Annotated in this window: 17 protein-coding genes and 1 tRNA gene; 8 read left to right on the top strand and 10 right to left on the bottom strand. The window is 61.7% G+C overall.

The genetic code is table 11. The annotated features are described in order from the left end of the window. Positions 1-178: 178 nt before the first annotated feature. Both ssb and GAL_RS09715 read left to right on the top strand, forming a co-directional pair. A complete protein-coding gene (gene ssb, locus GAL_RS09710) occupies positions 179-709 on the top strand; it encodes a single-stranded DNA-binding protein (protein WP_024097409.1) in 531 nt (176 codons plus the stop codon). Positions 710-983: 274 nt separating this feature from the next. After that, positions 984-3215 carry a methyl-accepting chemotaxis protein gene (locus GAL_RS09715; protein WP_024097410.1) on the top strand — a complete coding sequence of 744 codons (2232 nt, stop codon included), beginning with the start codon at positions 984-986 and terminating at the stop codon, positions 3213-3215. 147 nt (positions 3216-3362) lie between these two features. On the opposite strand, the gene aroB is transcribed toward GAL_RS09715, so the two are convergent. Then, complete coding sequence (gene aroB / locus GAL_RS09720; RefSeq protein ID WP_040104128.1) at positions 3363-4475, bottom strand: 3-dehydroquinate synthase; 1113 nt, start codon at positions 4473-4475, stop codon at positions 3363-3365. 28 nt (positions 4476-4503) lie between these two features. Beyond that, positions 4504-5094 carry a shikimate kinase gene (locus tag GAL_RS09725; protein WP_024097412.1) on the bottom strand — a complete coding sequence of 197 codons (591 nt, stop codon included), beginning with the start codon at positions 5092-5094 and terminating at the stop codon, positions 4504-4506. An 81-nt stretch (positions 5095-5175) separates the two neighbouring features. Between GAL_RS09725 and GAL_RS22660 the strand changes: the two genes are divergently transcribed. The 6 genes from GAL_RS22660 to GAL_RS09750 all read left to right on the top strand — a co-directional run bounded on the left by GAL_RS22660 (position 5176) and on the right by GAL_RS09750 (position 12987). Beyond that, complete coding sequence (locus GAL_RS22660; RefSeq protein ID WP_024097413.1) at positions 5176-5325, top strand: hypothetical protein; 150 nt, start codon at positions 5176-5178, stop codon at positions 5323-5325. Then, on the top strand, positions 5315-7048 hold the full coding sequence (locus GAL_RS09730) for a hypothetical protein (RefSeq protein ID WP_024097414.1): 1734 nt from the start codon (positions 5315-5317) through the stop codon (positions 7046-7048). Before GAL_RS22660 ends, GAL_RS09730 begins: the two co-directional genes overlap by 11 nt. 28 nt (positions 7049-7076) lie before the next feature. After that, a complete protein-coding gene (locus GAL_RS09735) occupies positions 7077-8090 on the top strand; it encodes a site-specific tyrosine recombinase XerD (RefSeq protein ID WP_024097415.1) in 1014 nt (337 codons plus the stop codon). A gap of 109 nt (positions 8091-8199) precedes the next feature. Further along, positions 8200-9510, top strand: a complete 1311-nt coding sequence (locus GAL_RS09740) for an HlyC/CorC family transporter (protein ID WP_024097416.1) — start codon at positions 8200-8202, stop codon at positions 9508-9510. 186 nt (positions 9511-9696) lie between these two features. Beyond that, complete coding sequence (locus GAL_RS09745) at positions 9697-12114, top strand: GcvT family protein (protein ID WP_024097417.1); 2418 nt, start codon at positions 9697-9699, stop codon at positions 12112-12114. Between the two features lie 246 nt (positions 12115-12360). Next, positions 12361-12987 carry a nucleotidyltransferase family protein gene (locus GAL_RS09750; protein WP_024097418.1) on the top strand — a complete coding sequence of 209 codons (627 nt, stop codon included), beginning with the start codon at positions 12361-12363 and terminating at the stop codon, positions 12985-12987. A gap of 13 nt (positions 12988-13000) precedes the next feature. On the opposite strand, the gene GAL_RS09755 is transcribed toward GAL_RS09750, so the two are convergent. From GAL_RS09755 to GAL_RS09790, 8 genes are all read right to left on the bottom strand, one after another. Then, positions 13001-13588 (bottom strand): Hint domain-containing protein, encoded by a 588-nt coding sequence (locus GAL_RS09755; protein ID WP_244462753.1) that lies wholly within the window; start codon positions 13586-13588, stop codon positions 13001-13003. Between the two features lie 524 nt (positions 13589-14112). Further along, positions 14113-15555, bottom strand: a complete 1443-nt coding sequence (xylB, locus tag GAL_RS09760) for a xylulokinase (protein WP_024097420.1) — start codon at positions 15553-15555, stop codon at positions 14113-14115. Between the two features lie 41 nt (positions 15556-15596). Continuing rightward, the gene (gene xylA, locus GAL_RS09765) at positions 15597-16901 is read right to left on the bottom strand and encodes a xylose isomerase (RefSeq protein ID WP_024097421.1); all 1305 of its coding nucleotides are present in this window, start codon (positions 16899-16901) and stop codon (positions 15597-15599) included. 2 nt (positions 16902-16903) lie between these two features. Then, on the bottom strand, positions 16904-17968 hold the full coding sequence (locus GAL_RS09770) for a LacI family DNA-binding transcriptional regulator (protein WP_024097422.1): 1065 nt from the start codon (positions 17966-17968) through the stop codon (positions 16904-16906). 195 nt (positions 17969-18163) lie between these two features. Next, a tRNA-Ser gene (locus GAL_RS09775) sits at positions 18164-18253 on the bottom strand. 92 nt (positions 18254-18345) lie between these two features. Beyond that, positions 18346-19077 carry an alanyl-tRNA editing protein gene (locus GAL_RS09780; RefSeq protein ID WP_024097423.1) on the bottom strand — a complete coding sequence of 244 codons (732 nt, stop codon included), beginning with the start codon at positions 19075-19077 and terminating at the stop codon, positions 18346-18348. Then, positions 19074-21569, bottom strand: coding sequence for a DUF3772 domain-containing protein (locus GAL_RS09785; RefSeq protein ID WP_024097424.1), 2496 nt, complete (start codon positions 21567-21569; stop codon positions 19074-19076). Before GAL_RS09785 ends, GAL_RS09780 begins: the two co-directional genes overlap by 4 nt. After that, entirely contained in the window at positions 21566-22600 is a 1035-nt protein-coding gene (locus GAL_RS09790; RefSeq protein WP_024097425.1) for a cysteine synthase A, read from the bottom strand. Before GAL_RS09790 ends, GAL_RS09785 begins: the two co-directional genes overlap by 4 nt. Between the last annotated feature and the right edge of the window lie 24 nt (positions 22601-22624).

Genomic DNA, 22624 nt, shown 5'->3' on the forward strand with positions numbered 1-22624 from the left:
GACTTTCATGTGGCGACCTTGGGCGGTACTGTGGCCGCCAACCCGGCGCCACCAGATTCGGACCGGAGAGAGTTCATACCCCAACGGGGCACGCTGAAACCGCGGTATGGGATGTCTGGCACCTCCCGCACTGCGGAATTTCGCGCCTCAGTAAAGACCAGACCAAGAGGACAGACCCATGGCAGGCTCAGTCAACAAAGTAATCCTGATCGGCAACCTCGGCCGTGATCCCGAGGTGCGCAGCTTCCAGAACGGCGGCAAGGTCTGCAACCTGCGGATCGCCACCTCGGAAACCTGGAAAGACCGCAACACCGGCGAGCGGCGCGAAAAAACCGAATGGCATTCGGTTGCGATCTTCTCCGAAGGTCTGGTCCGCGTCGCCGAGCAATATCTGCGCAAAGGCTCCAAGGTCTACATCGAAGGCCAGTTGCAGACCCGGAAATGGCAGGACCAGAGTGGCCAGGACCGCTATTCAACCGAAGTCGTCCTGCAGGGAATCGGCGGCACGCTGACCATGCTTGACGGGCGCAATGACGGCGGCCAGGGCGGCGGCGGTGGCAGCTACGGTGGTGGCAGCGGCGGCGGCTATGGTGGCGGCGGTGGTGGCTACGACAGCGGCCAGGGCGGCGGTAATCAGGGCGGTGGATTTGGCGGTGGCAGTCAGGGCGGCGCCTCGCACAACATTGACGATGACGAGATCCCGTTCTAACCGCGAATCGTCTTTTCATCCGGGCAGTAACGCTCCGATACAAACACATCAAAAAAAGTGCAGGACCGCCAGGACCTGCACTTTTTTGATGTAAAGCCCTGTTTTCTAAGAAGGATAGACCCAGCACCTCCCGCTGCGTCACTTACCTTTAAAATAGTCGTATTTTGAATGCATCTTCTATTTTAAACGCTCAAGACTGCTTCAAATACACATTCTATTAGCATCTCAAACTTAGCGTTTTGCGGAGTAATAACGTTACCCCGGAGCTACGAGTATGATCACCCGCCTGTTACAGCAGATGTCCATCCGGACCAAAATCCTGACCCTTGTTGGAGTTCCCCTTCTGATCATCATCGGGATGTCCGGAGCCGTTTTGTACACGCTGAATAAACGCGCCAGCTTTGACACCAGTCTGACGCAGGACATCATGATCACTGTAGAAGAACTCGTCCACAACCTGCAGCTCGAACGCGGCATGTCCTCGGCGTTTCTAACCGGTGATGCGTCTGCCTTCCCGCAGGCGCTGACCGATCAGCGCCAAAAGGCACAGGATCTGCGCATCCACATGCTTGAGGTGATGGAAACCGCAGACCTTTCACAACTGCATGAGAACACCCGTATCTTCGTCGACCTCGCCCATGAGGAGCTGGAAGCCTTGGACGGCGTCCGCACCCAGATCGAAAACCGCAGCATCAGCGCGCCCGAAATGATCGATTTCTACACCGATCTGAACATACATCTTCTGGAAACCGCCCTCGCGTTCGAAGTGCTCGTCCCGGATACTGAGCTGGCAGAGCGCGCAATGGCCTTCACCTATTTTCAGATGGCCAAGGATGCCTATGGCATTCAACGCGCCGTCGGTGCCGAGGGATTTGCGAATGGTTGGAGCGAACAGCTGCGCACCCGCATGACCATATCGTATCTGCAGTCAAAAGAGAGAATGCGCGTGTTCCACGAACTCTCGGACAGCAAGAGCGTACACCTCTTCGATGAACGCGCTGAAGGTGAGATCTATCAAACCTTCGCCAAGATCCGCGAGAAAATCTTCGCCAATGCTGCGCCTGAAAACATCACTTCGGAGCAGTGGTTCAAGATCGCCACTGACGCAATTGCCGTCGTCAAAGACGTCGAGACCCATATCCGCGACGAACTCATAGCCGATTTCCAGGCCTTCGATGCCTACAATAACAACGCTTTCTACCAGACATTGACCGGCCTCTCTGTGGTTCTTGTATTGGTCAGCCTTGCCGCGATGGCAATCGCCCGCGATATCGCCGGCGGTGTACGAATGGTGACGGGCGCGCTGGAGCAGATCAGCTCCGGTGATCTGGACGTCGATATCTCCGGAAAATCCCGCAAGGATGCGATCGGCAATATCGCCCGGCAGGCGGACATCCTGCGCGGGCATGCTGTTGAAAAACGCGCCGCCGACGATCAGCTGGATCGCGCCATGACCGAGCAGAAACAGGTCTCCGACGCCATCGCCAATGCCCTCAACCAGCTCAGTCACAAGGTGCTCATCTACCGACTGGACGATGAATTCCCCGAAGATTTCAAAAGCCTGCGGATGGACTTCAACGATCTAGCTCAATCACTGCAGGACGCGATGGACACCGTGCGCAGCGCTGCCTTGTCGGTGGGGGATGACAGCCAGACGATTGCCGCCAATATGGATGACCTGTCCCGCCGAACGGAATCGCAGGCCGCCGCGCTGGAACGCTCCACCCATGCAATGAATGAAATCACCACCAGCGTCGGCGAATCCGCCCGCAACGCCAAGGACGCCGAGACCATCGCAGGCACCACCCAGGACAAGGTCAACGATTGTGAAGAGATCGTGCAGAAAACAGTGACCGCGATGCAGGAGATCCGCACCTCCTCGGATGAGATTTCCCAGATCACCAAGGTGATTGAGGACATCGCCTTCCAGACCAATCTCCTGGCGCTCAATGCCGGGGTCGAGGCCGCCCGCGCAGGAGAGGCCGGTCGTGGCTTCGCCGTTGTCGCCAGCGAGGTGCAGAGACTGGCGCAGCGCTGCTCCGATGCGGTGTCGCAGATTGACGAAATTACCGCCCGCAGCTCGTCGCAGGTGAATACCGGTTCCACCCTTGTTGGCTCTGCGGGGACGGCAATGGCTGATGTCAGCACCCAGGTGAGCGCGATTTCCGAGCTGATCGTCTCTATCGCCAAGGGTCTGGATGCGCAGTCGTCACAGCTGAGCGAAGTCAATCATGCCGTCGGCGAGATGGAACAGATGACCCAGACAAATGCTGCCATGACCGAAGAAACCACCGCCTCCGCGACCCAGCTGTTCCAGCAGGCACGCGAGCTGAACACCATGATCGGCGCCTTCCAGTTGGACGGTCCCCCCACCTCCTCGACACCGGAAGCGATGGCCAGCGATGCCGAAATGGCCGCACAGATGGCGGGCACCGACGAGGGCGCATCGGATTTCTCCGATGCGGGTAGATTCGACGATCCGGACGACGAATCCTGGGTGGCGTAAAGCCCTCTCATCCCGACCACGATAAACGACAGGAGCCCTCGCATTCTGCGGGGGCTCCTGCCATGTCACGGGGTATAAACTGCTGGCTTGGAAAGACCTTGGCTCCGTCGCTTTCTCAAACTGCGGGGAGCGCTACGGGGTAAGCGACTATTTCACAGCCAATGCGTCCCGCAGCACATCCAGCACCGCCGTCCCCGGCACGTCACCGGTGACAAAGGCCTGACCGATCCCCCGCGCGAGGATAAAGCGCAGCTGACCATCGACCACCTTCTTGTCCTGCCCCATCAGCGCCAGCAGCGCCTCGGCATCCGGCAGCTCACCGGGAATATCGGCCAGATCGGTTTTCATGCCCATCGCCTTCAGATGGGCCCGCACCCGGCTCGGATCTTCCTGACTGCACAGCCCCAGCCGCGCCGACAGCTCAAACGCCAGCGCGCAGCCAATCGCAACGCCCTCGCCATGCAGCAGCCGGTCGCTATAGCCCGTTGCCGCCTCCAGCGCATGACAGAAGGTATGGCCAAGGTTCAAGAGCGCGCGATCCCCCTGCTCGGTCTCATCGCGCACGACAATATCCGCCTTCATCTGCACCGAGCGTGTCACCGCCTCGACCCGTGCAGCCATGTCACCCGCCGCCAGCGCCGGGCCTTGCGCCTCCAGCCAGTCAAAGAAGTCCGCATCGCCAAGCAGCCCGTATTTCACCACCTCGCCGTAGCCAGCGAGAAAATCGCGCGGGGTCAGCGTGCCCAGCAGCGCTGTGTCTGCCAGCACCAGCGAGGGCTGGTGAAAGGCGCCGATCAGGTTCTTGCCCTGCGGCGCATTGATGCCGGTTTTGCCGCCTACGGAACTGTCCACCTGCGCCAGCAGCGACGTCGGGATCTGTACAAACCGCACCCCGCGCCGCAGCACCGCCGCCGCAAAACCTGCAAGATCACCAATCACACCACCGCCAAAGGCGATGACAATATCGCCGCGCTCCACTTTCTGCTCCAGCAGCCATTCCACCGCGCGGCTGAACTGCGGCCAGGCCTTGGTGCTCTCTCCCGGCGGCAGCGCCAGCGCATCCATCTCGATCCCGGCAGTAGCCAGACCTGCGCGCAACCCCTCAAGGTGGTGCGCTGCGACGGTTTCATCGGTCAGCACCGCCACCTTCGGACGGCGCAGCATCGGTTTCAGGCGCGCGCCCGCATCCGCCAACAGATCCGGCCCGATCACCACATCATAGGCGCGCTCTCCCAGCGCCACATGCACGCTGCGTTCCAGCATTGCCTGCTCCATTACACCCACTCCGTCACACCCACTCAAGGACATCCGGGCGGGCGCGCAGCGCCTCGACCACCCGGTCTACCATTTCATCAATCGACGCCTGACCGTCCGACTGCACCGTCAAATCCGCCTGCGCATAATAGGGCACCCGATCATGATAAAGCGCCGACAGCGTTGCGTGGGGATCCTCGGTGCGCAGCAACGGCCGAGTGTCGCGATGTTTCACCCGGTTCCACAGCACTTCAAGGTCGGCATTCAACCAGATCGCCACACCGCGCTCCGAGATGATCTGACGGTTTTCCGCCGCCAGAAACGCGCCGCCGCCCGTAGACAGCACACCGCGTTCCTCATCCAGCAGCCGCCGGATCACCTGACGCTCCTTCTGTCGAAAGAACGGCTCGCCATCGCGGGCAAAGATTTCGGGAATCGTGCGGTTGGCCGCAGCCTCGATTTCATGGTCACTGTCCAGAAACGGGGCCTTCAGACGGGCCGCCAAGGCACGGCCCACCGCCGTCTTCCCTGCCCCCATCATGCCCACCATCACGATGGTTTTTTTCAGCGCACCGGGCACCCGGCGGTCACCCGCGCCACTGAGTGTTTGCTCTTTTTCGCTCATTCTTCAGTGAATGACGTGATATTGCTAAAAAGGCCATATATAACTTGCACAAAAGCCAAAGAAGCAGTGAGCGGGACACCCATGGGGCGATTGATCAAATACTTACTTTATTTAGTTGTTCTGGCAGCGATCGGTCTGGTGATCTATGCCTATGTGGGGCCGTGGTTCGGGGCAGATTTCGACGCACCCACTGCGGAAGTCCGCAAACCGGTGGTTCTGAATGCCGACTAAACAGCGGTGTGGTGAGTCGGCTTGGGCGGCTCCTTCGGCGGATAGCGCCTCTGTCGGCGCAACCTTCTGGCCAAATCGCCTGCTGAAACAAATGCTGGTGCTGGTGCTGGGGCTTGGTGTCGCGACATCCGGCCTTTCTGCTGCAGCCACCGCCCAGACGCCCGCCGCTCCTGCGGCCTCGCCTGTGGTGCAATCCGCGCCGCCCGGCACGGCGACCACCCGCGGCACCCCGCGCGCGGGCAGCGGTGCAGCCAAACCCGACGACCCGCTTGCCGCCATCGACTGGCTGGCCACACCGGCGCCCGATGCAGGGCTGCCCGGCACCGTCCTGCTGGAACCGCCCGTCGCAGGCTCCGCCCGCCGCCCGGAGGTGACCGTCACGCCGCTGGCCAGCCTTGTGGCGCCCATCGGTCTGGTCAAACCAGCCTCCACCGGCCTGCCCGTCGATCTCTGGCGTGGCAGCAACGCCGAGGCGCTCGCCACGCTGCTGGCCTCCGTCCCGGTGCGCAAATCCCCCGCGATGCAGTCGCTGATGTTCACCTTGCTGCTGTCGGAGACCCGCCCACCGGTTGAGGGCGGCGAAACACTGTTGCTGGCGCGGCTGGACCGGCTGATGGATCTGGGCGCGCCGGATCCTGCACAGGCGCTGGCCGAACAGGCCGGCCCCACCCGCAGCAAAGCACGATTCAAACGCTGGTTTGACGCCACCCTGCTGACCGGCGACGAGCAGCAGGCCTGCAGTGCGCTGCAGGATCGGCCGCATCTGGCGCCGGATTATGCCTCCCGGATTTTTTGCGCCGCCCGGCTTGGCGATTGGCCCACCGCCGCGCTGCTGCTGGAGGCCGCTCACGCGCTGGAGCTGGTGGACAGCCGCCAGCTCGACCTTCTCGACCGGTTCCTGAACCCCGATGTGTTTGAGGACGCACCACCGCTGCGCGCGCCAAAATCCCCGGACCCGCTGACCTTCCGCCTCTATGAAACCATCGGAGAGCGCCGCCCGACCAGCAACCTGCCGCGCGCCTTTGCGGCGGCAGATCTGCGCGACATCGCGGGCTGGAAGGCCCAGCTTGAAGCCGCCGAGCGGCTGACCCGGATCGGTGCGCTGAACCCCAATCACCTTCTGGGGCTTTACACCGAACGCAGCCCCGCGGCCTCCGGTGGCATCTGGGACCGGGTTGCAGCACTGCAACGTTTTGAAACTGCACTGGAAACCGGCAGCGCCGAGGCGGTTAGCAAGACCCTGCCCAAAGTCTGGCGTGCCATGCAGAGGGCGCAGATCGAAACCGCCTTTGCCGATCTCTTTGCCGATCAGCTGGCGCGCATCCCGCTGGAGGGTCAGGCGGCCAATCTGGCCTGGCGCGTTCGCCTGCTCGCCCCAACCTATGAAACCGCCTCTCACAGCCCGCCCCCGTCGCACGGCCGCAGCGCCTTTGTTGCCGCCGTGGCGCAGGGGGTACCCACTGCAGAGCTGGCCCGGAACGGTGTCGAACAGGCCATCGCCGCCGCCTTTGCTGCCGACAGTGCTGCTCCGCGCAAATTGCAACGGCTGCTCGACAACGGCCAGCTGGGTGAGTCAATCCTGCGCTCGATGCAGCTCTTTGCGCAGGGGGCGGACGGCAATCTTGGTGATCTGACCGATGCGCTGGCCACTTTCCGCGCCGTCGGGCTGGAAGACACCGCCCGCCGCGCCGCCCTCCAGCTGTTGCTGCTGGACCATCGCTGACGGTCCCCGGTATGAAACGCGCCCAGCCATGACCCCACCCGCCGCCCAGCCAACCAACGGCCCGCAGGATGATCTGCAATGGATTGCCAACTTTCTGGATGCGCAGGCCGCCGACCTTGGTGCGGCGCGCAACACGCTGCTCGCCTATGGTCGCGACCTGAAGGATGTGGCGAACTGGCTTGGGCATAAATCGCTTAGCTTCGGCAGCGCCTCCCGCGACGATATCGAGGCCTATCTGATCGCCTGCGACGCCGAAGGACTGGCCCGCGCCACCCGCGCCCGTCGTCTTTCCGCGATCAAACAGATCTACCGTTTTGCCTTCGACGAGGGTTGGCGCAGCGACAACCCCGCCATCCAGATCAAGGGACCGGGCCGCCAGAAGGCGCTGCCCAAAACGCTGGAAGTGATCGAGGTCGACCGGCTTCTGGATGCGGCCCGTCAATCCGGGCGCAGCACCGCTGACCGTCTGCGCAACACCTGTCTGATGGAGCTGCTCTATGCCACCGGCATGCGGGTGAGCGAACTGGTCGGCCTGCCCGTCGCTGCCGCGCGGGGGGATCCCCGTATGCTGCTGGTGCTGGGCAAGGGCGGCAAGGAACGGATGGTGCCGCTCTCTCCCCCGGCCCGCGATGCGCTGGCAGCCTGGCTCACCACACGCGACGCCGCCGAGGAGGCCGCTGTGGCCAAAGGCGCCGCGCCCTCACGCTTCCTGTTTCCCTCACGCGGGAAATCCGGCCATCTGACCCGGCACCGCTTTTATCTGCTGATCAAAGAATTCGCGGTCACCGGCGGTCTCCCGCCAGAGGCCGTCTCGCCGCACACCCTGCGCCACGCCTTTGCCACGCATCTGCTGACCAACGGCGCTGATCTGCGCGCCATTCAGACGCTGCTCGGCCATGCCGACATCGCCACGACGGAGATCTACACCCATGTACTGGACGCCCGCCTGAGTGAATTGGTGCTGGAACATCACCCGCTGGCCCGCAAAGACATCGGATCAGACAAGCCACCGCAGCCGGGTGACGACGACGCCACGGATTAATTGCCCCCAATAATCGCCTCAAGGTGCGACAGCTCGGCACCTCCCTCTTGCGACAGTGCGACAGGCACCCCATAACCATGGGGATCTCAACATTTCTTTCGGGACTCTGATGGACAGCACCACGACCTTTGTCGATTCTACCTTCTGGACCACCGCCGGCGCGATTGTCTTCCTGCTGGTGCTCTCCGGTTGCTTCTCCGGCTCTGAAACCGCGCTCACCGCCGCCTCACGCGGCAAGCTGCGCAGCCAGGCCGACAAGGGCTCCAACGGCGCCAAACGCGCGCTTGCGGTCACCGAAGACAGCGAACGGCTGATCGGCTCGATCCTTCTGGGCAACAACCTGGTCAATATCCTCGCAACCTCGCTCGCCACGGCGCTGTTCACCCGTGCCCTCGGCGAAAGCGGCGTGGCGCTGGCGACGCTGGTGATGACCCTTCTGGTGCTGATCTTCGCCGAGGTGCTGCCCAAAACCTACGCCATTTCCAACGCCGAAAAAGCCGCCGCTGCGGTTGCGCCTCCGATTGGCATTCTGGTGACAGTGCTGGCACCGGTGGTGGGCGCTGTCCGTCTGCTGGTGCGCGGCGTCCTGCGCCTCTTCGGTGTGCGGATTGACCCCGACAGCCACATCATGGCCGTACGCGAGGAAATTGCCGGTGCGCTGCATCTTGGCCACTCCGAAGGCGTGGTCGAGAAGGAAGACCGGGACCGCATCCTCGGTGCGCTTGATCTCTCCGACCGCTTTGTTGAGGAAATCATGCTGCACCGCTCCAATATCGAGATGATCGACGCAAATCTGGATCCGCAGAAGATCCTCGAACAATGCCTCACCTCGCCCCACACCCGCTTGCCGGTCTACCGGGATGAGCCGGAGAACATCATCGGCGTGCTCCATGCCAAGGATCTCCTGCGTGAGATGTATGCCCAGATCGGCGGCCCCGATGGTGATGCCTCCTTGCTGCGCAACTTCAATATCACCACGGTCACCAAACCGCCCTACTTCGTGCCGGAAACCACCACGCTGGATGATCAGATGCGCCAGTTCCTGCGCGCCCGCACTCATTTTGCGTTGGTGGTTGACGAGTATGGCACCTTGCAGGGGTTGATCACGCTGGAGGACATCCTTGAAGAAATCGTCGGCGAGATCACCGATGAATTCGACCCGGATGAAGAAACCGTGGTCAAGAAGACCAGCGATGGTAACTACCTCATTGATGGCGCCACCACCATTCGCGACCTCAACCGTGCCACTGACTGGTCACTGCCCGATGATGAGGCCAATACGATTGCCGGTCTGGTCATCCACGAGGCCCAGACCATCCCTATCGTCGGACAGGTGTTCTCCTTCCACAACTTCCGCTTTGAGGTCACCGCCCGCGAGGGCAACCGCGTGACCGAGCTGAAAATCCGCCCGCTGCACTGATCCTGCCTCAGCGCCGGACAGATCAAAGGCCGCTGCCCCGCTGGGCGGCGGCCCTGTTGTATTTGCCTCTCGCAATGCGAATTCACCGCCAGAGCACCCATTCCCGACCCTGCGTGTCGCAATTTTACTGGACTACTGAACACATATGTCCAGAATGAAGCGAGATAGCCAGTGAGGGATGAAAAGATGAAGACGACAACACGGGTAGCAGTGATCGGCGGCGGCGTTGTGGGCTGTTCGGTGCTCTATCACCTGACCAAGCTGGGTTGGTCCGATGTGATGCTGCTGGAGCGCTCCGAACTCACTTCTGGCTCCACTTGGCACGCGGCAGGCGGCTTCCATACCCTCAATGGTGACACCAACATGGCCGCCCTTCAGGGCTATACCATCAAGTTATATAAAGAGCTGGAACAGATCACCGGCATGTCCTGCGGCCTCCACCACGTCGGCGGCGTCACCCTGGCCGAAACCCAGGAACGTTTCGATATGCTGAAGGCAGAGCGCGCCAAGCATCGCTTCATGGGGCTGGAAACCGAAATCGTCTCCCCCGAGGAAATCAAGAAGATCGCCCCCGTGACCAATATCGACGGCATTGTCGGCGGTCTGTATGACCCGCTCGACGGTCACCTTGACCCCTCCGGCACCACCCACGCCTATGCCAAGGCCGCGCGCATGGGCGGCGCCACGATTGAAACCCATTGCAAGGTGGTAGAGACCAATCAGCGCCCCGACGGCACCTGGGATGTGGTGACGAACAAGGGCACCGTGCACGCCGAACATGTGGTCAACGCAGGCGGCCTCTGGGCGCGCGAGGTCGGCGCCATGGCGGGCGTCTACTTCCCCCTGCACCCGATGGAACACCAGTATATCGTCACCGATGAGGTGCCGGAGATTGCCGAGATCATCGACGCAGGTGGTGAGCACCCGCATGTGATGGACCCGGCTGGCGAAAGCTACTTGCGGCAAGAGGGGCGCGGCCTCTGCATCGGGTTCTACGAACAGCCCTGCAAGCCTTGGGCCGTCGATGGCACGCCGTGGGAGTTCGGCCATGAACTCCTGCCCGATGACTTTGACAAGATCGAGGACAGCATCGCCTTCGCCTACAACCGTTTCCCGGCACTGGAACGCGCAGGTGTGAAATCGGTGATCCATGGCCCCTTCACCTTCGCCCCGGATGGCAACCCGCTGGTCGGCCCGGTGCCCGGCATGCGCAACTACTGGTCCGCTTGCGCCGTCATGGCCGGCTTCTCCCAGGGCGGCGGCGTCGGGTTGATGCTTGCGCAGTGGATGGTCGAGGGCGAATGCGAACGCGACACCTTCGCGATGGACACCGCCCGCTTCGGCGATTGGATCACCCCGGGCTATACCCGCCCGAAAGTCATAGAAAACTACCAGAAACGCTTTTCCATCGCCTACCCGAACGAGGAGCTGCCCGCGGCCCGCCCGTTCCGAACCACGCCGATGTATGACATCTTCGATGGCATGGGGGCCGTTTGGGGCGCGCAATATGGGCTTGAGGTTCCGAACTACTTCGCGACAGGAGACGAGCCGCGCTATGAGACCCCCTCGTTCCGCCGCTCCAATGCCTTTGACGCCACCGCGCGCGAGGTCAAAGCGGTGCGCGAAAACGTCGGCATCAATGAGGTCCACAATTTCGGCAAATATCTGGTCAAGGGTGCGGGTGCGCGCCAATGGCTCGACCGCATCATGGCCGGCCGGGTGCCCCAGCCAGGCCGCCTGTCGCTGACCCCGATGCTGTCGCCCAAGGGCCGCCTGATCGGGGATTTCACCATTTCCTGCCTCTCTGAGGATGAATTCCAGCTCACCGCCTCCTACGGATCGCAGGCCTACCACATGCGCTGGTTCCTGCAGAATATGGACGACGGCGTCAGCCTTGAAAACATCTCCGACACCCGCAACGGCTTCCAGATCGCAGGCCCCAAGGCGCGGGAGGTGCTGCAGACCTGCACCCGTCAGGACATCTCCGACATGCGGTTCATGGATGTGCGCCGCCTGACGGTGGGCATGGCCGACTGCATCGTGCAGCGCGTCAGCTACACGGGCGATCTGGGCTATGAAATCTACTGCGACCTGCCAAGCCAGCGGTCCCTATGGGACAGCCTTTGGTCTGCGGGCCAAGCGTACGGCATGAAGCCCTTCGGTATGCGGGCGATGATGTCGCTGCGGCTGGATAAATTCTTCGGCTCCTGGCTCAGCGAATTTTCACCAGATTACACCGCCGCCGAAACCGGCCTTGATCGCTTCATTTCCTTCAAGAAAGACGTCGATTTCATCGGCCGCGCCGCAGCCGAGGCCGAGCGCGACGCAGGCCCCGCCCGCACGCTCTGCGCCTTTGAGGTCGCGGCAGAGGACGCCGATGTGGTCGCCTATGAACCCATCTGGCACGCGGGCGCCGTGGTCGGATTCTGCGCCTCCGGCGGCTATTCCCATCACGCGCAGAAATCCATCGCCCTCGCCCTGATCCCCCGCGATCTTGCGCAGGACGGGCTGGAGGTGGAGATCGAAATCCTCGGAAAAATGCGCGCCGCACGGCTGATCACCACGCCGCTGTTTGACTCCGACGGTGCACGGATGCGCGGCTAACGCCCATAGGTGGGTCAGATGAGCTGACCCACCTCACCCCCTGTTGCGCGCCCGGCGCGCGCTGATCCACTGATATCACGCAACACTTAGGGCATATATCGGCCCCAATGTTTCGCACGCGAAACATCCCGTCAGCCTCTCTGACCTTTTGCCACCGCTTTTGCTGGACCCGCCCCCTCTTCTGGCTCAAAATATCCCCGCCGGAGGCATCCAACAGCTTGGGCAAACGCCGGGGAGGCGACAGATATGACCGCCATCGCCATTCTCATCCTCGCCGCCGGGGCTGCCAGACGCATGCGCGGGCGCGACAAGCTGCTGGAACAGATCAACGGCAGACCTCTTCTGGCCCAGATCTGCGCCGCCGCGATCAGCACCGGGCAAGAGGTCCATGTCACCCTGCCAAGCCCCGACCACCCCCGCGCCGAGGTGCTCCGCGACCACTGCAAGGACGCCACACCTGTCTATGTGCCAGACGCCGCTGAGGGCATGGCCGCCTCCATCCGCGCGGGCGTCGGCGCGCTCTCTCGGGATTATGATGCGGTGATGATCATGCCCGCCGACATGCCGGAACTGACAGCTAAAGACCTCATGCAAGTGCTGGCGCGGATCAGGACCTCCCCGGATCAGATCCTGCGCGCCACCGGCGCCGACGGGACATTTGGTCATCCGGTGGTGTTCCCGCGCCGATACTTCACCGCACTCAGCCAATTGACCGGCGATCAGGGCGCGCGCGCAATCCTAAAGGCGGCGCAGCATCAGGGGGAAGTCATCTGCCCAGTCCCCTTGCCCGCGTCCCATGCACTCACCGATCTGGACACCCCAGAGGCCTGGGCCGCCTGGCGCCAAGCCCAGAAATCAACTCCGGCAGGGTAAGAGAGGGTCAGCCTCAGTGGATAAACCACTGCACCCCGCCCTTGCGGTCGCGCTGTGAGTGGGGTGTCGGGCTGGGCATTGATGGCTGCGCCTGCAACTCGGGAAACAGCATCAGCACCTCTTCCCGCTGGGCCCGGTCCAACCCACGCTGAGATTGATCGGCCGGCTGAAAGCACTCGATCCACGCCCCGTCAGCACAAACCACCTCATGGCCCGCGCAGACAAAATGGATGTAATCGATAGACGACGTCTCCACCGCATCCACCCCGGACAGCCCGGTCAGATGTTTCGCTGCGACCAGAATTTCGCGATCCTCAAAATAGAACGCTGTCTTGTCATTGGTGATCAGCACGCGGTGGTTAGGGCTAAGCAGCAGATCCCGCTCCGGCATCCCATTGCCAAGCGCCCCCTCAGCAACCAGAACCGGCTGCAAATGCGCCGCCCCTTGCAAGGCGGTGCGGTCCAGCTGCCGCTGACCAATCCAACGAATAGGCTGCAGACCATTGTCGCGGGTCATCACCCGGTCCCCGACGCTCAGATCCTCGACGGCGCAGGCCCCATAAGGGGTAGCAATGGTTGTTCCGGGCGTCAAGCAGGGCACGTTGCAGTCTCCGTTCCAAAGCGGCACCACCCCGGTCGCAAACTTCGTGCAACCGGCCATCAGCCTGCTTTGGTGTATTTAAAGGGCCGTGCCTATCGGCACAGCGTGGAAGAGAGTGCCACTCATTCTGTGGCAGCATTGAAAGCATCCTACGCAGAGCCCTCTGCCCAAAAAAGAACAAAATCTTAATCAGCATCCGGTCGCCGATCTGCCCAGCACGGGGCACGCAGAGACCTCATGCGTGCAAGGGCACGATTGTTTCCAAGTTAAACCTTGAGTTTGTCCGGATCCGGTCGAAATTGGCCAAGCAAGCTGATGAACACCCGCTCTTTGTTGCATCAATGCGAACAATTAAACAGCAGCAGGTCCAACAGATCGCGGCACAGGTTTTGCACAGCCCGTCAGTTTGGGCCACAGGTTGTCCCGCGACGCGCAACAATATGGAAAATTTAAGGCAACTTATCGTGAAGCGCACCAACGGGTGCGATTCGCTACGATCCAGGCGGTTCGGTCAGCCCGCTAAGCTACCGCAAGGTCAACTCCGCCGCGGATTTGCGAAACGCTGCATAGCCTGCCTCATAGCTGTCGCGCAGCTGCGGATCAGGCGGGACGGTCATCGCACGCTCCGGTGCGGTCAACACCTCGGCCGGGTCCCCGCCGGTGACGGCCAGTCGCGCCAGTCGGGCCGCGCCAAGGGCCGCGCCAAATTCACCATCCTTGGGCAATTGCAGCGGCAGATCCAATATGGTGGCCAGCAGTTTCACCCAATAGGCGGATTTGCTCCCCCCACCGATGACCAGACAGTTGTTGATTTTCGCACCGGTCTCGCGCAATGCCTCAAGACAGTCCCGCAACCCGTATGAAACACCTTCCATCACCGCTATGGCCAAATCCTCAGCCGTGGTGGCGATGGACAGCCCGTCAAACCCGCCGCGCAGGGTCGCTGAATTATGCGGCGTTCGCTCCCCTGACAGATACGGCAGGAAGGTCACCTCGCCCGGTTGGCGCAGCTGATCGCCAAGGTCGGCGGTCAGATCGGCAGGGCTACGCCCGGTGATACGGCCCAGCCAGTTCATGCAATCGGTCGCCGACAGCATAACACCCATCTGATACCAACGCTCTGGGATCGCATGGCAGAAGGTATGCACAGCCGTTGCAGGGTCCGGGTGAAACCCATTGCGCGCCGCCAGCACCACGCCGGAAGTGCCAAGCGAGACAAACCCCTGCCCCTCTGCCATCACCCCCGTGCCGCAGGCGGCAGCCGCGTTATCACCTGCGCCCCCTGCAATCGTGACAGGTCCGGTCAGCCCCCAGCGAGCCGCCAGTTCAGGACGCAAGCGCCCCGCTGCGACACTGCCCTCCACCAGATTTGGCATCTGATCGCGCCGCATCTGTCCGCTGCTGAGCAGATGTTCGGACCAGTCCCGCGCGCCCACATCCAGCCAGGACGTCCCCGCGCTATCTGACATATCCGCCACATATCGCCCCGTGAGATGCAGGTTCAGGTAGGCCGCAGGCAGAAGAACCTTGGCGGTTCTGGCAAAAATATCCGGCTCATGACGCTGCACCCACAGGAGCTTTGGCGCGGTGAAACCGGGGAAGACGATATTGCCGCTGAGGTCACGGACCTGAGCTGTTTCGTCCAGTTCTGCGGCCTCCTCCGCCGAACGGGTATCGTTCCACAGGATGCAAGGCCGCAGCACCTGATCGGCGCCATCCAGCAACACCGCACCATGCATATGACCCGCAACCGCGATGCCGCGAATATCGCTGTATCCGGGGCTGCCCTGCAACTGTGCCACCGCCTGATCCAGCGCGGCGATCCAGGTGCCGGGATCCTGCTCCGACCAACCGGGATGCGGGGTCTGCACATCATACTGCGCCTCTGCCGATGCAACGGGCGTTCCCGTGTCATCCGTCAGCAGGGCGCGCAGCCCCGATGTGCCAAGATCGATACCAAGATACATATCTGTCCCCTCTCCCGTTAGGTACTGCCCGCTCTGCTGCCTCAGACGAAGCGGTTGACCAGCGCCTCCAGCTGTTCCTGTCGGCCAGAGACCGGCTGCGGATTGAGCGCCTTGGCTTCAGCCTGATCGGCGATGGCGTCGAGCGTGGCCCCCTCAGCCAGATAGGCCTGCGCCTCGGCGCCGCTCCAACCGGCATAGCGTTCGCGGCGCTTCATCTCCAGGCTGTCGCTCTCCAGCATGGCGGCAGCAGCGCGCAGGCCGCGCGCACAGACATCCATCGCCCCAACATGGGCGGCAATCAGATCCTCGGCATCCAGTGACTGACGGCGCAGCTTGGCGTCAAAGTTGGTGCCACCCGTCTTCAGCCCGCCACCGCGCAGGATTTCGTAATAGGCCAGCGCCACCTCCGGCACATTGTTGGGGAACTGATCCGTGTCCCAGCCAGACTGATAGTCGTTGCGGTTCATGTCGATGGAGCCAAAGATCCCCAGCGCATTGGCCATGGCAATCTCATGTTCAAAGCTGTGACCGGCCAGGATCGCATGGCCCTGTTCGATGTTGACCTTCACCTCATCCTCAAGACCAAAGCGTTTGAGGAAGCCGTAAACTGTGGCCACGTCGTAGTCATATTGGTGTTTGGTCGGCTCCTGCGGTTTGGGTTCAATCAGGATCGCGCCTTTGAAGCCGATTTTATGTTTATACTCGACCACCATCGACAGGAAACGGCCCATCTGCTCCAGCTCCCGCGACAGATCGGTGTTAAGCAGGGTTTCATAACCCTCGCGCCCGCCCCAGAGCACGTAATTCTCACCGTTCAGACGATGGGTCAGATCCATGCAAGCCCGCACGGTGGAGGCGCAATAGGCAAAGACATCCGGGTCCGGGTTGGTGCTGGCGCCGGACATATAGCGGCGATTGGAGAACATATTTGCCGTCCCCCACAGGAGTTTCGGGCCGCCATCGGCCATCTTCTGTTCCAGCACGTCGCCCATGGTGTTGAGGCGTTTGTGGCTCTCGGCGAGACTGTCGCCCTCTGGCCGGATATCGTGGTCATGGAAACAGTAATACGGCACGCCAAGGATGCGGAACATGTCAAAGGCGGCATCGGCCTTCATACGCGCCAGATCCATCGTGTCGGCGGGGAACCACGGGCGCTGAAACGTCTGGCCGCCAAAGGGGTCGTTCCCCTCCCAGACGAAGTTGTGCCAGTAGCAAACAGCAAAGCGCAGGTGATCCTCCATCCGCTTGCCCATGACGATCTCATCGGGGTTGTAGTGGCGGTAGGCCAGCCCGTCGCTCTCCGGGTTGTAGGTAATTGCCGCAATGTCGTCGAAATAGCCAGCCATGGTCAGGCCCCCTCTTCTGGCCCGACCGCAGACTGCGGGGGCATGTTGTGTTTGAAATGAACGGCCGGGGTGATTTGCCCCGCCAGTGGATCAACAGGCTGCCCGTCACTGAGGGCGACAAGGGCGGCAAGGGCGGCGGTGATTTCCTGCGCCGGTTTCTGATCAATCACCGCATCAATGAGGCCGTTTGCCACCGCATCGCGGGTGGCCGCGCAGAGTTCGTGGCTGATCACCACCGGCTTGTCGCCCGGTTGTGTCGTCGCAAGCGCAGAAATCAGCCCCGGAATACCCGCCCCCAGATTGTAGATGCCGGTGATATCGGGATTGGCGCGCAGGGCGCGGCGCAAGGCCTGTTCGAGGATCTCCGGGTCGTCACCGGTTTCCAGCCGCGGCAGGATGTGCAGATCCGCTGAAACCACATCGCAAAAGCCCGCGTAGCGGTCGGCATGGTCACGGGCATTGAGACTGCCGGTGATGGGCAGGATCTGTCCCAGAGAGGCTGCACCACCGCCGCGATGGGCCAGCCTCATAAGATCCCCAGCCGTGCGCCCGGCACTGCGGTTATCAATGCCCACATAGGCATCGCGAGCCTGTGAGGCGCTGTCGGCAACCAATGTCACCACGGCAACCCCCTGCGCCCGCAATCGGGTCAGGGCGGCTTCAACGCCCGGATCCTCAACCGCGACGAGGCAAATCCCGTCGTAGCCTTCTGCGGCGCAGCTTTCGATGGCGCGGGTCAGCGCTGCCGCATCGAAGGGCGGCACGCGAGTGATCGCGATCTGCTGGCGGCTCCGGGAGCGGGCAGCCACCTCCTGCTCCAGATCACCGTGCAACCGGGCAAAGAAACCTTCGCTGGCGGCAGGCAGCAGAACGGCAAAGCGGTACTGGCGACGGCGTGACAGATTGGCAGCGGTGATATCGCGCTGGTAGCCCAGATCAGCGATCGCCGAGCGCACCCGGTCCTGAGATTTCTTGGCAACCCCGCCCCGGTTGTTCAGCACTCGGTCCGCCGTCGCGTAGCTGACCCCCGCCGCAGCCGCGACATCATGTAATGTGGGTTTTCCCATCCTTGCGGCCCCTCTGCTCCCGTGACTTTTGATAGACGTATATCATTTTTTGATATACGTCTATCATTTTATTGCGCAGGTATCGGCCATCACGATTTTACCGGCGGCATGACGGATCGCAGATCAACGGTGAAAACGCAAAAAGCCACCACATGCGGTGGCGGCTGTCACAAAATCATCTTGGTCTAGATGTTATGGCGGAGAGACAGGGATTCGAACCCTGGAGACGGTCTCCCGCCTACACACTTTCCAGGCGTGCGCCTTCGACCACTCGGCCACCTCTCCGTTGGGCGGACTTTTGACGGATCACGGGGGCAATTGCAAGAGCGAAAACAGCAAAAAACTCACTCTTGCCCAAACTTATTTTCGCGCCCCGTTCAGCCCCCCAAATGCAGGTAGACGCGGCGGTTCTGTTTTCCCTTTTTTTCAACCTTTCCAAGGCGGATAGGCCCAATCTCGGCGGTGCTGCGCACATGGGTCCCACCGCAGGGTTGCAGGTCAATCTGCTCATCAGCGCTGCCAATCCTCACCAGACGGATGCGACCATTGCCCCTAGGCGGCGCCACCGACATGGTTTTCACCAATTCGGGGTTTGCATCCAGCTCCGCCTCGGTGATCCAACGCTCGCTGACCTCAAGGTCGCGGGCGATCAGCGCATTGAGGGCATCTTCCAGCGCTTGCTTGTCCTCAGGCGCCTCCGGCATGTTGAAATCAAGTCGGCCCTTCTCGGCACCGATGGAGCCGCCGGAGACCGGCAGCGGGATCACCACCGACAGAAGATGCAGCGCGGTGTGGACGCGCATATGGCCAAAGCGGCGGTCCCAGTCGAGGGTCTGCACCACCTCTTGACCAACAGCTGGCAGAGGTTGCCCCTCGGCGGGGATCAGGACAATGCGGCCCGCCTCCCCCTTCACCGTGTTGATGATGGGCAGGTCGTGCTCCCCTGCCCCATCCGACCAGCTGAGGCGGCCGGTATCGCCCGGTTGCCCGCCCCCAGTTGCGTAAAAGACGGACTGGTTCAGAACCAGCCCGCCTTCTGTTGTGTGTTCGGTGATTTCTGCCGGGGCCTCTTGTGCATAGGCGTCGGTCAGGAACAATTGTTCGGTCATCGATCGGCGTCTCCGTCTCCGTCTTCGCTGCCTTCCCCGTCGTCGTCGCTGGACAGATCATCAAGATCAGGACGATCCGGGCGTTTCCTGGCCGGGGATGGGGGGGGATTTGAGGCTGTCACCGGGGCCTCAGGGGCCGCGACACCCTGCGCGGCCTCGGTTGCGGCGGTGGCAAGCGCATCGGGATTGCGGATCCAGATATCGCGCTGGGCGAAGGGGATCTCGATCCCGGCCTCCTCAAAGCGGCGGGCAATGTCGTAGTTCATGTCGGATTTCACCGACAAGACCCAGTTCACATCCCGCAGGATGGCACGGATCTCAAAGTCGAGACTATCAGCGCCAAAGCCCTGGAACACCACCGAGGGCGCCGGGTTCATCAGCACCATCGGATGCGCCTTGGCGACCTCCATCAGGATTTCCTCGACCTTGCGCGGGTCGGTGCCGTAGGCCACCCCCACGGGCACAATCACCCGACCAACCGTATTGCCGCGGGTGTAGTTGGTGACGGTGCCGGTGATCAGATCGGAGTTCGGCACGATCACATCGGTGCGATCGAAGGTCTCAATCCGGGTGGAGCGCACGGAGATATCGCGCACATAGCCCATCAGGCCGCCGACCTCGATCCAGTCACCTTTGGACACCGGGCGTTCGACGAGGAGGATAATACCGGAGACGAAGTTCGACACGATGGTTTGCAGACCAAAGCCGATCCCCACAGAGAGTGCGCCAGCGACGATGGCGAGGGAGGACAGGTCCAGTCCCGCCATCGAGATCGCCACCAGCGCCGCCAGGAAGATCCCGACATAGCCCATCCCCGAGGCAATAGCGTTCTGACCACCTACATCAATGCGTGTCTTCGGCAGAAGCGCATTGCGCAAGCTGCCCTGCACCAACCGGGTGAGACCGTAGCCCACGGCAAAAATCGCCACAAAGGTGATGAATGCGGTGGGTGAAATCCGGGTATCCCCGACCTGGAAACCTTCGAGGAAGTTTGACCAGAGTTCTGTCAGGTCGGCGACCCGCGCGCCCCAGATCAGCGCCAGCAACGGCAGCGCCAATAGTGCCAATGCAAAGCCGATCAGCGCAGCAAAGAGCGAGTCGCGCGCGGCCATGCCCTTGCCGCTGACAAACCCATAGAGATCGCTGAGGAACCGGTGCAATACAAACAGCCCAGCCAGCACCGCCAGCGTCAGCATCGACGGGTAAATCACCGACTCGGCCGCATTGAGATAGCCGATGGCAGCCAGCACCGGACCAGCAAAACCAAGCAGATAAATGCTGCGTCGCACCACCGCGATAATCTTGTTCGCACCGGCGGCAATCGCGCCTTCATCGCCGTCTTCGTCGCTCTGTGCCTGACGCTGTTTGGCACCGATCCGATGCAGGCGCAGCAGGATAAGCGCGGCACAACTGATCAGCGGGAAGGCGTATACGGCGGAGCTGCTCTCGGGGATGTTCTCAATCTGCTCAACACTGTCGAAGATGTCCTGAAGCACCAGGACCACCGCCATCATATCGATCAGGAAACGGGTCTCAGCCTGGTTGCCCTCCTGCACCGGCAGCAAATCGTTTTCGATCTGGTTGGCATAGAGCTGCTCGCCCAGCCAGTGAAAGGAGAGAATAATAAAAGCCCAGGCAGGAACGGAATCCAGAATGATACTGCCACGCACGCCAAGAATGCCTGAAAGATCAACTGCTGCCACGACAAAGATCACACCGATCAGTGGCAGAAGCACCTGCAGAAGCGAGACCACGAAGGTCCAGACCCCGGTCCCACGCGCGCCGTAGCGGCGCAGATAATCGCCAGCCCGGTGAGCCCATGACCGGCCGCGCGTGATCAGCAGCAAACCAATGAGCAATACGGCAATCAGCCCAACAAGATCACCGCTGATACGTTCGCTGGTGGTGTCATTGCGCAACTGCGATAAGGTTTCGTTGCCAAGCGCGCGACTGGCGTGGACCAGATCCCGCATCGCACTAGGCCAGTACTCCGGATTGAGCGGTGAAGTGCCACGTTCGAACAAACGTTTGGTCAGGCGCTCACGGACAATCTTGTCAATCTCATTGATGAGACCATCAGCACGGCTATAGGCCTCCTCTGCGACGATACGCGGAACCTTGAGCTGATTGAGCTGCTGGGTCAGGGCCGCACGCAGCTGGGCGATATCTTCCGGTTCTTCCTCGCCCTCACCAGGGGCTGCACCTAACGCATCGAGCTGGCCCTGGAGGGTTTGAATACGCTCGCCATTTTCACCCCGCTTGACCTGAAAGGTCTGCCGGAAATCAGTCAGTTCGCTACGCAACTGTTCCAGCGCGATATTGGACGCGCGGCTGGCGTCGATGACATTCTCAGCCCGATTGGCGGTTCGGAGCCAATCTTGATAATAGGATTTTGCACGCGCATCGAGCTGCGCCAAAGCGGGAAAGGCCAGGCTGATCAGAAGAACCAGCCCGGCCAGACATCTCATAAAACCACGCATGAAGGGGATCATACGTCCTCGAACACGCCGGGGATAGAGGCCGGTGTGTGGGTCATCCAGTCCGGGACCGGCAGGTCTTTTTCACGCAGGAAGTCGGGGTTAAACAGCTTTGACTGGTAGCGGGTGCCATAGTCACAGAGCACGGTGACAATGGTTTTGCCCGGTCCCATTTCTTTGGCCATACGCACGGCACCAGCGATATTGATCGCCGAAGACCCGCCCAGAACCAGACCTTCTTCGTGCAGCAGATCGAAGACATACGGCAGCGCGTCCCGGTCCTGAATCTGATAGCAGAAATCAGGTTTGAACCCTCCGAGGTTCTTGGTGATACGCACCTGCCCGATGCCTTCGGCGATGGAGCCGCCTTCGGTCGCGATCTCACCGGTGGTGTAATAAGAATAAAGCGCGGCGCCCATCGGGTCGGCGAGACCGATCTTCACGCCCTTGGGCTGGAGCGCATCGGCAACACCGGCCAGTGTACCGCCAGAGCCGACAGCGCAGACGAAGCCGTCAACCTTGCCCTCGGTCTGTTCCCAGATCTCCGGTGCTGTTGTCTCAACATGGGCCTGACGGTTGGCCACATTGTCGAACTGATTGGCCCAGATCGCGCCATTGGGTTCGGTCTTGGCCAGCTCCTTGGCCAGACGTTCCGAATAGCGCACGAAGTTGTTGGGATTGCGATAGGGCGCTGCGGGCACCTGCACCAGCTGAGCGCCAGCCAGCCGCAACATGTCCTTTTTCTCTTCGGACTGGGTTTCGGGGATGACGATCACCGTCTTGAACCCCATCGAAGCGCCAACCAGCGCCAGACCGATCCCGGTGTTGCCGGCGGTGCCTTCGACAATGGTGCCGCCCGGTTTCAGATCCCCACGGGCAATCGCATCCTTGATGATATAAAGTGCCGCGCGGTCCTTGACCGACTGGCCGGGGTTCATGAACTCGGCCTTCCCCAGAATCTCACATCCGGTTTCATCGCTGACGCGGTTCAGGCGGATCAGAGGCGTGTGGCCGATCGCGTCGGCCAAGTCATGTGCAATGCGCATGGTATCCCTTTCGATCATTCCCGT

The sequence above is a fragment of the Phaeobacter gallaeciensis DSM 26640 genome (assembly GCF_000511385.1).
GTDB classification, from domain to species: Bacteria; Pseudomonadota; Alphaproteobacteria; order Rhodobacterales; family Rhodobacteraceae; genus Phaeobacter; species Phaeobacter gallaeciensis.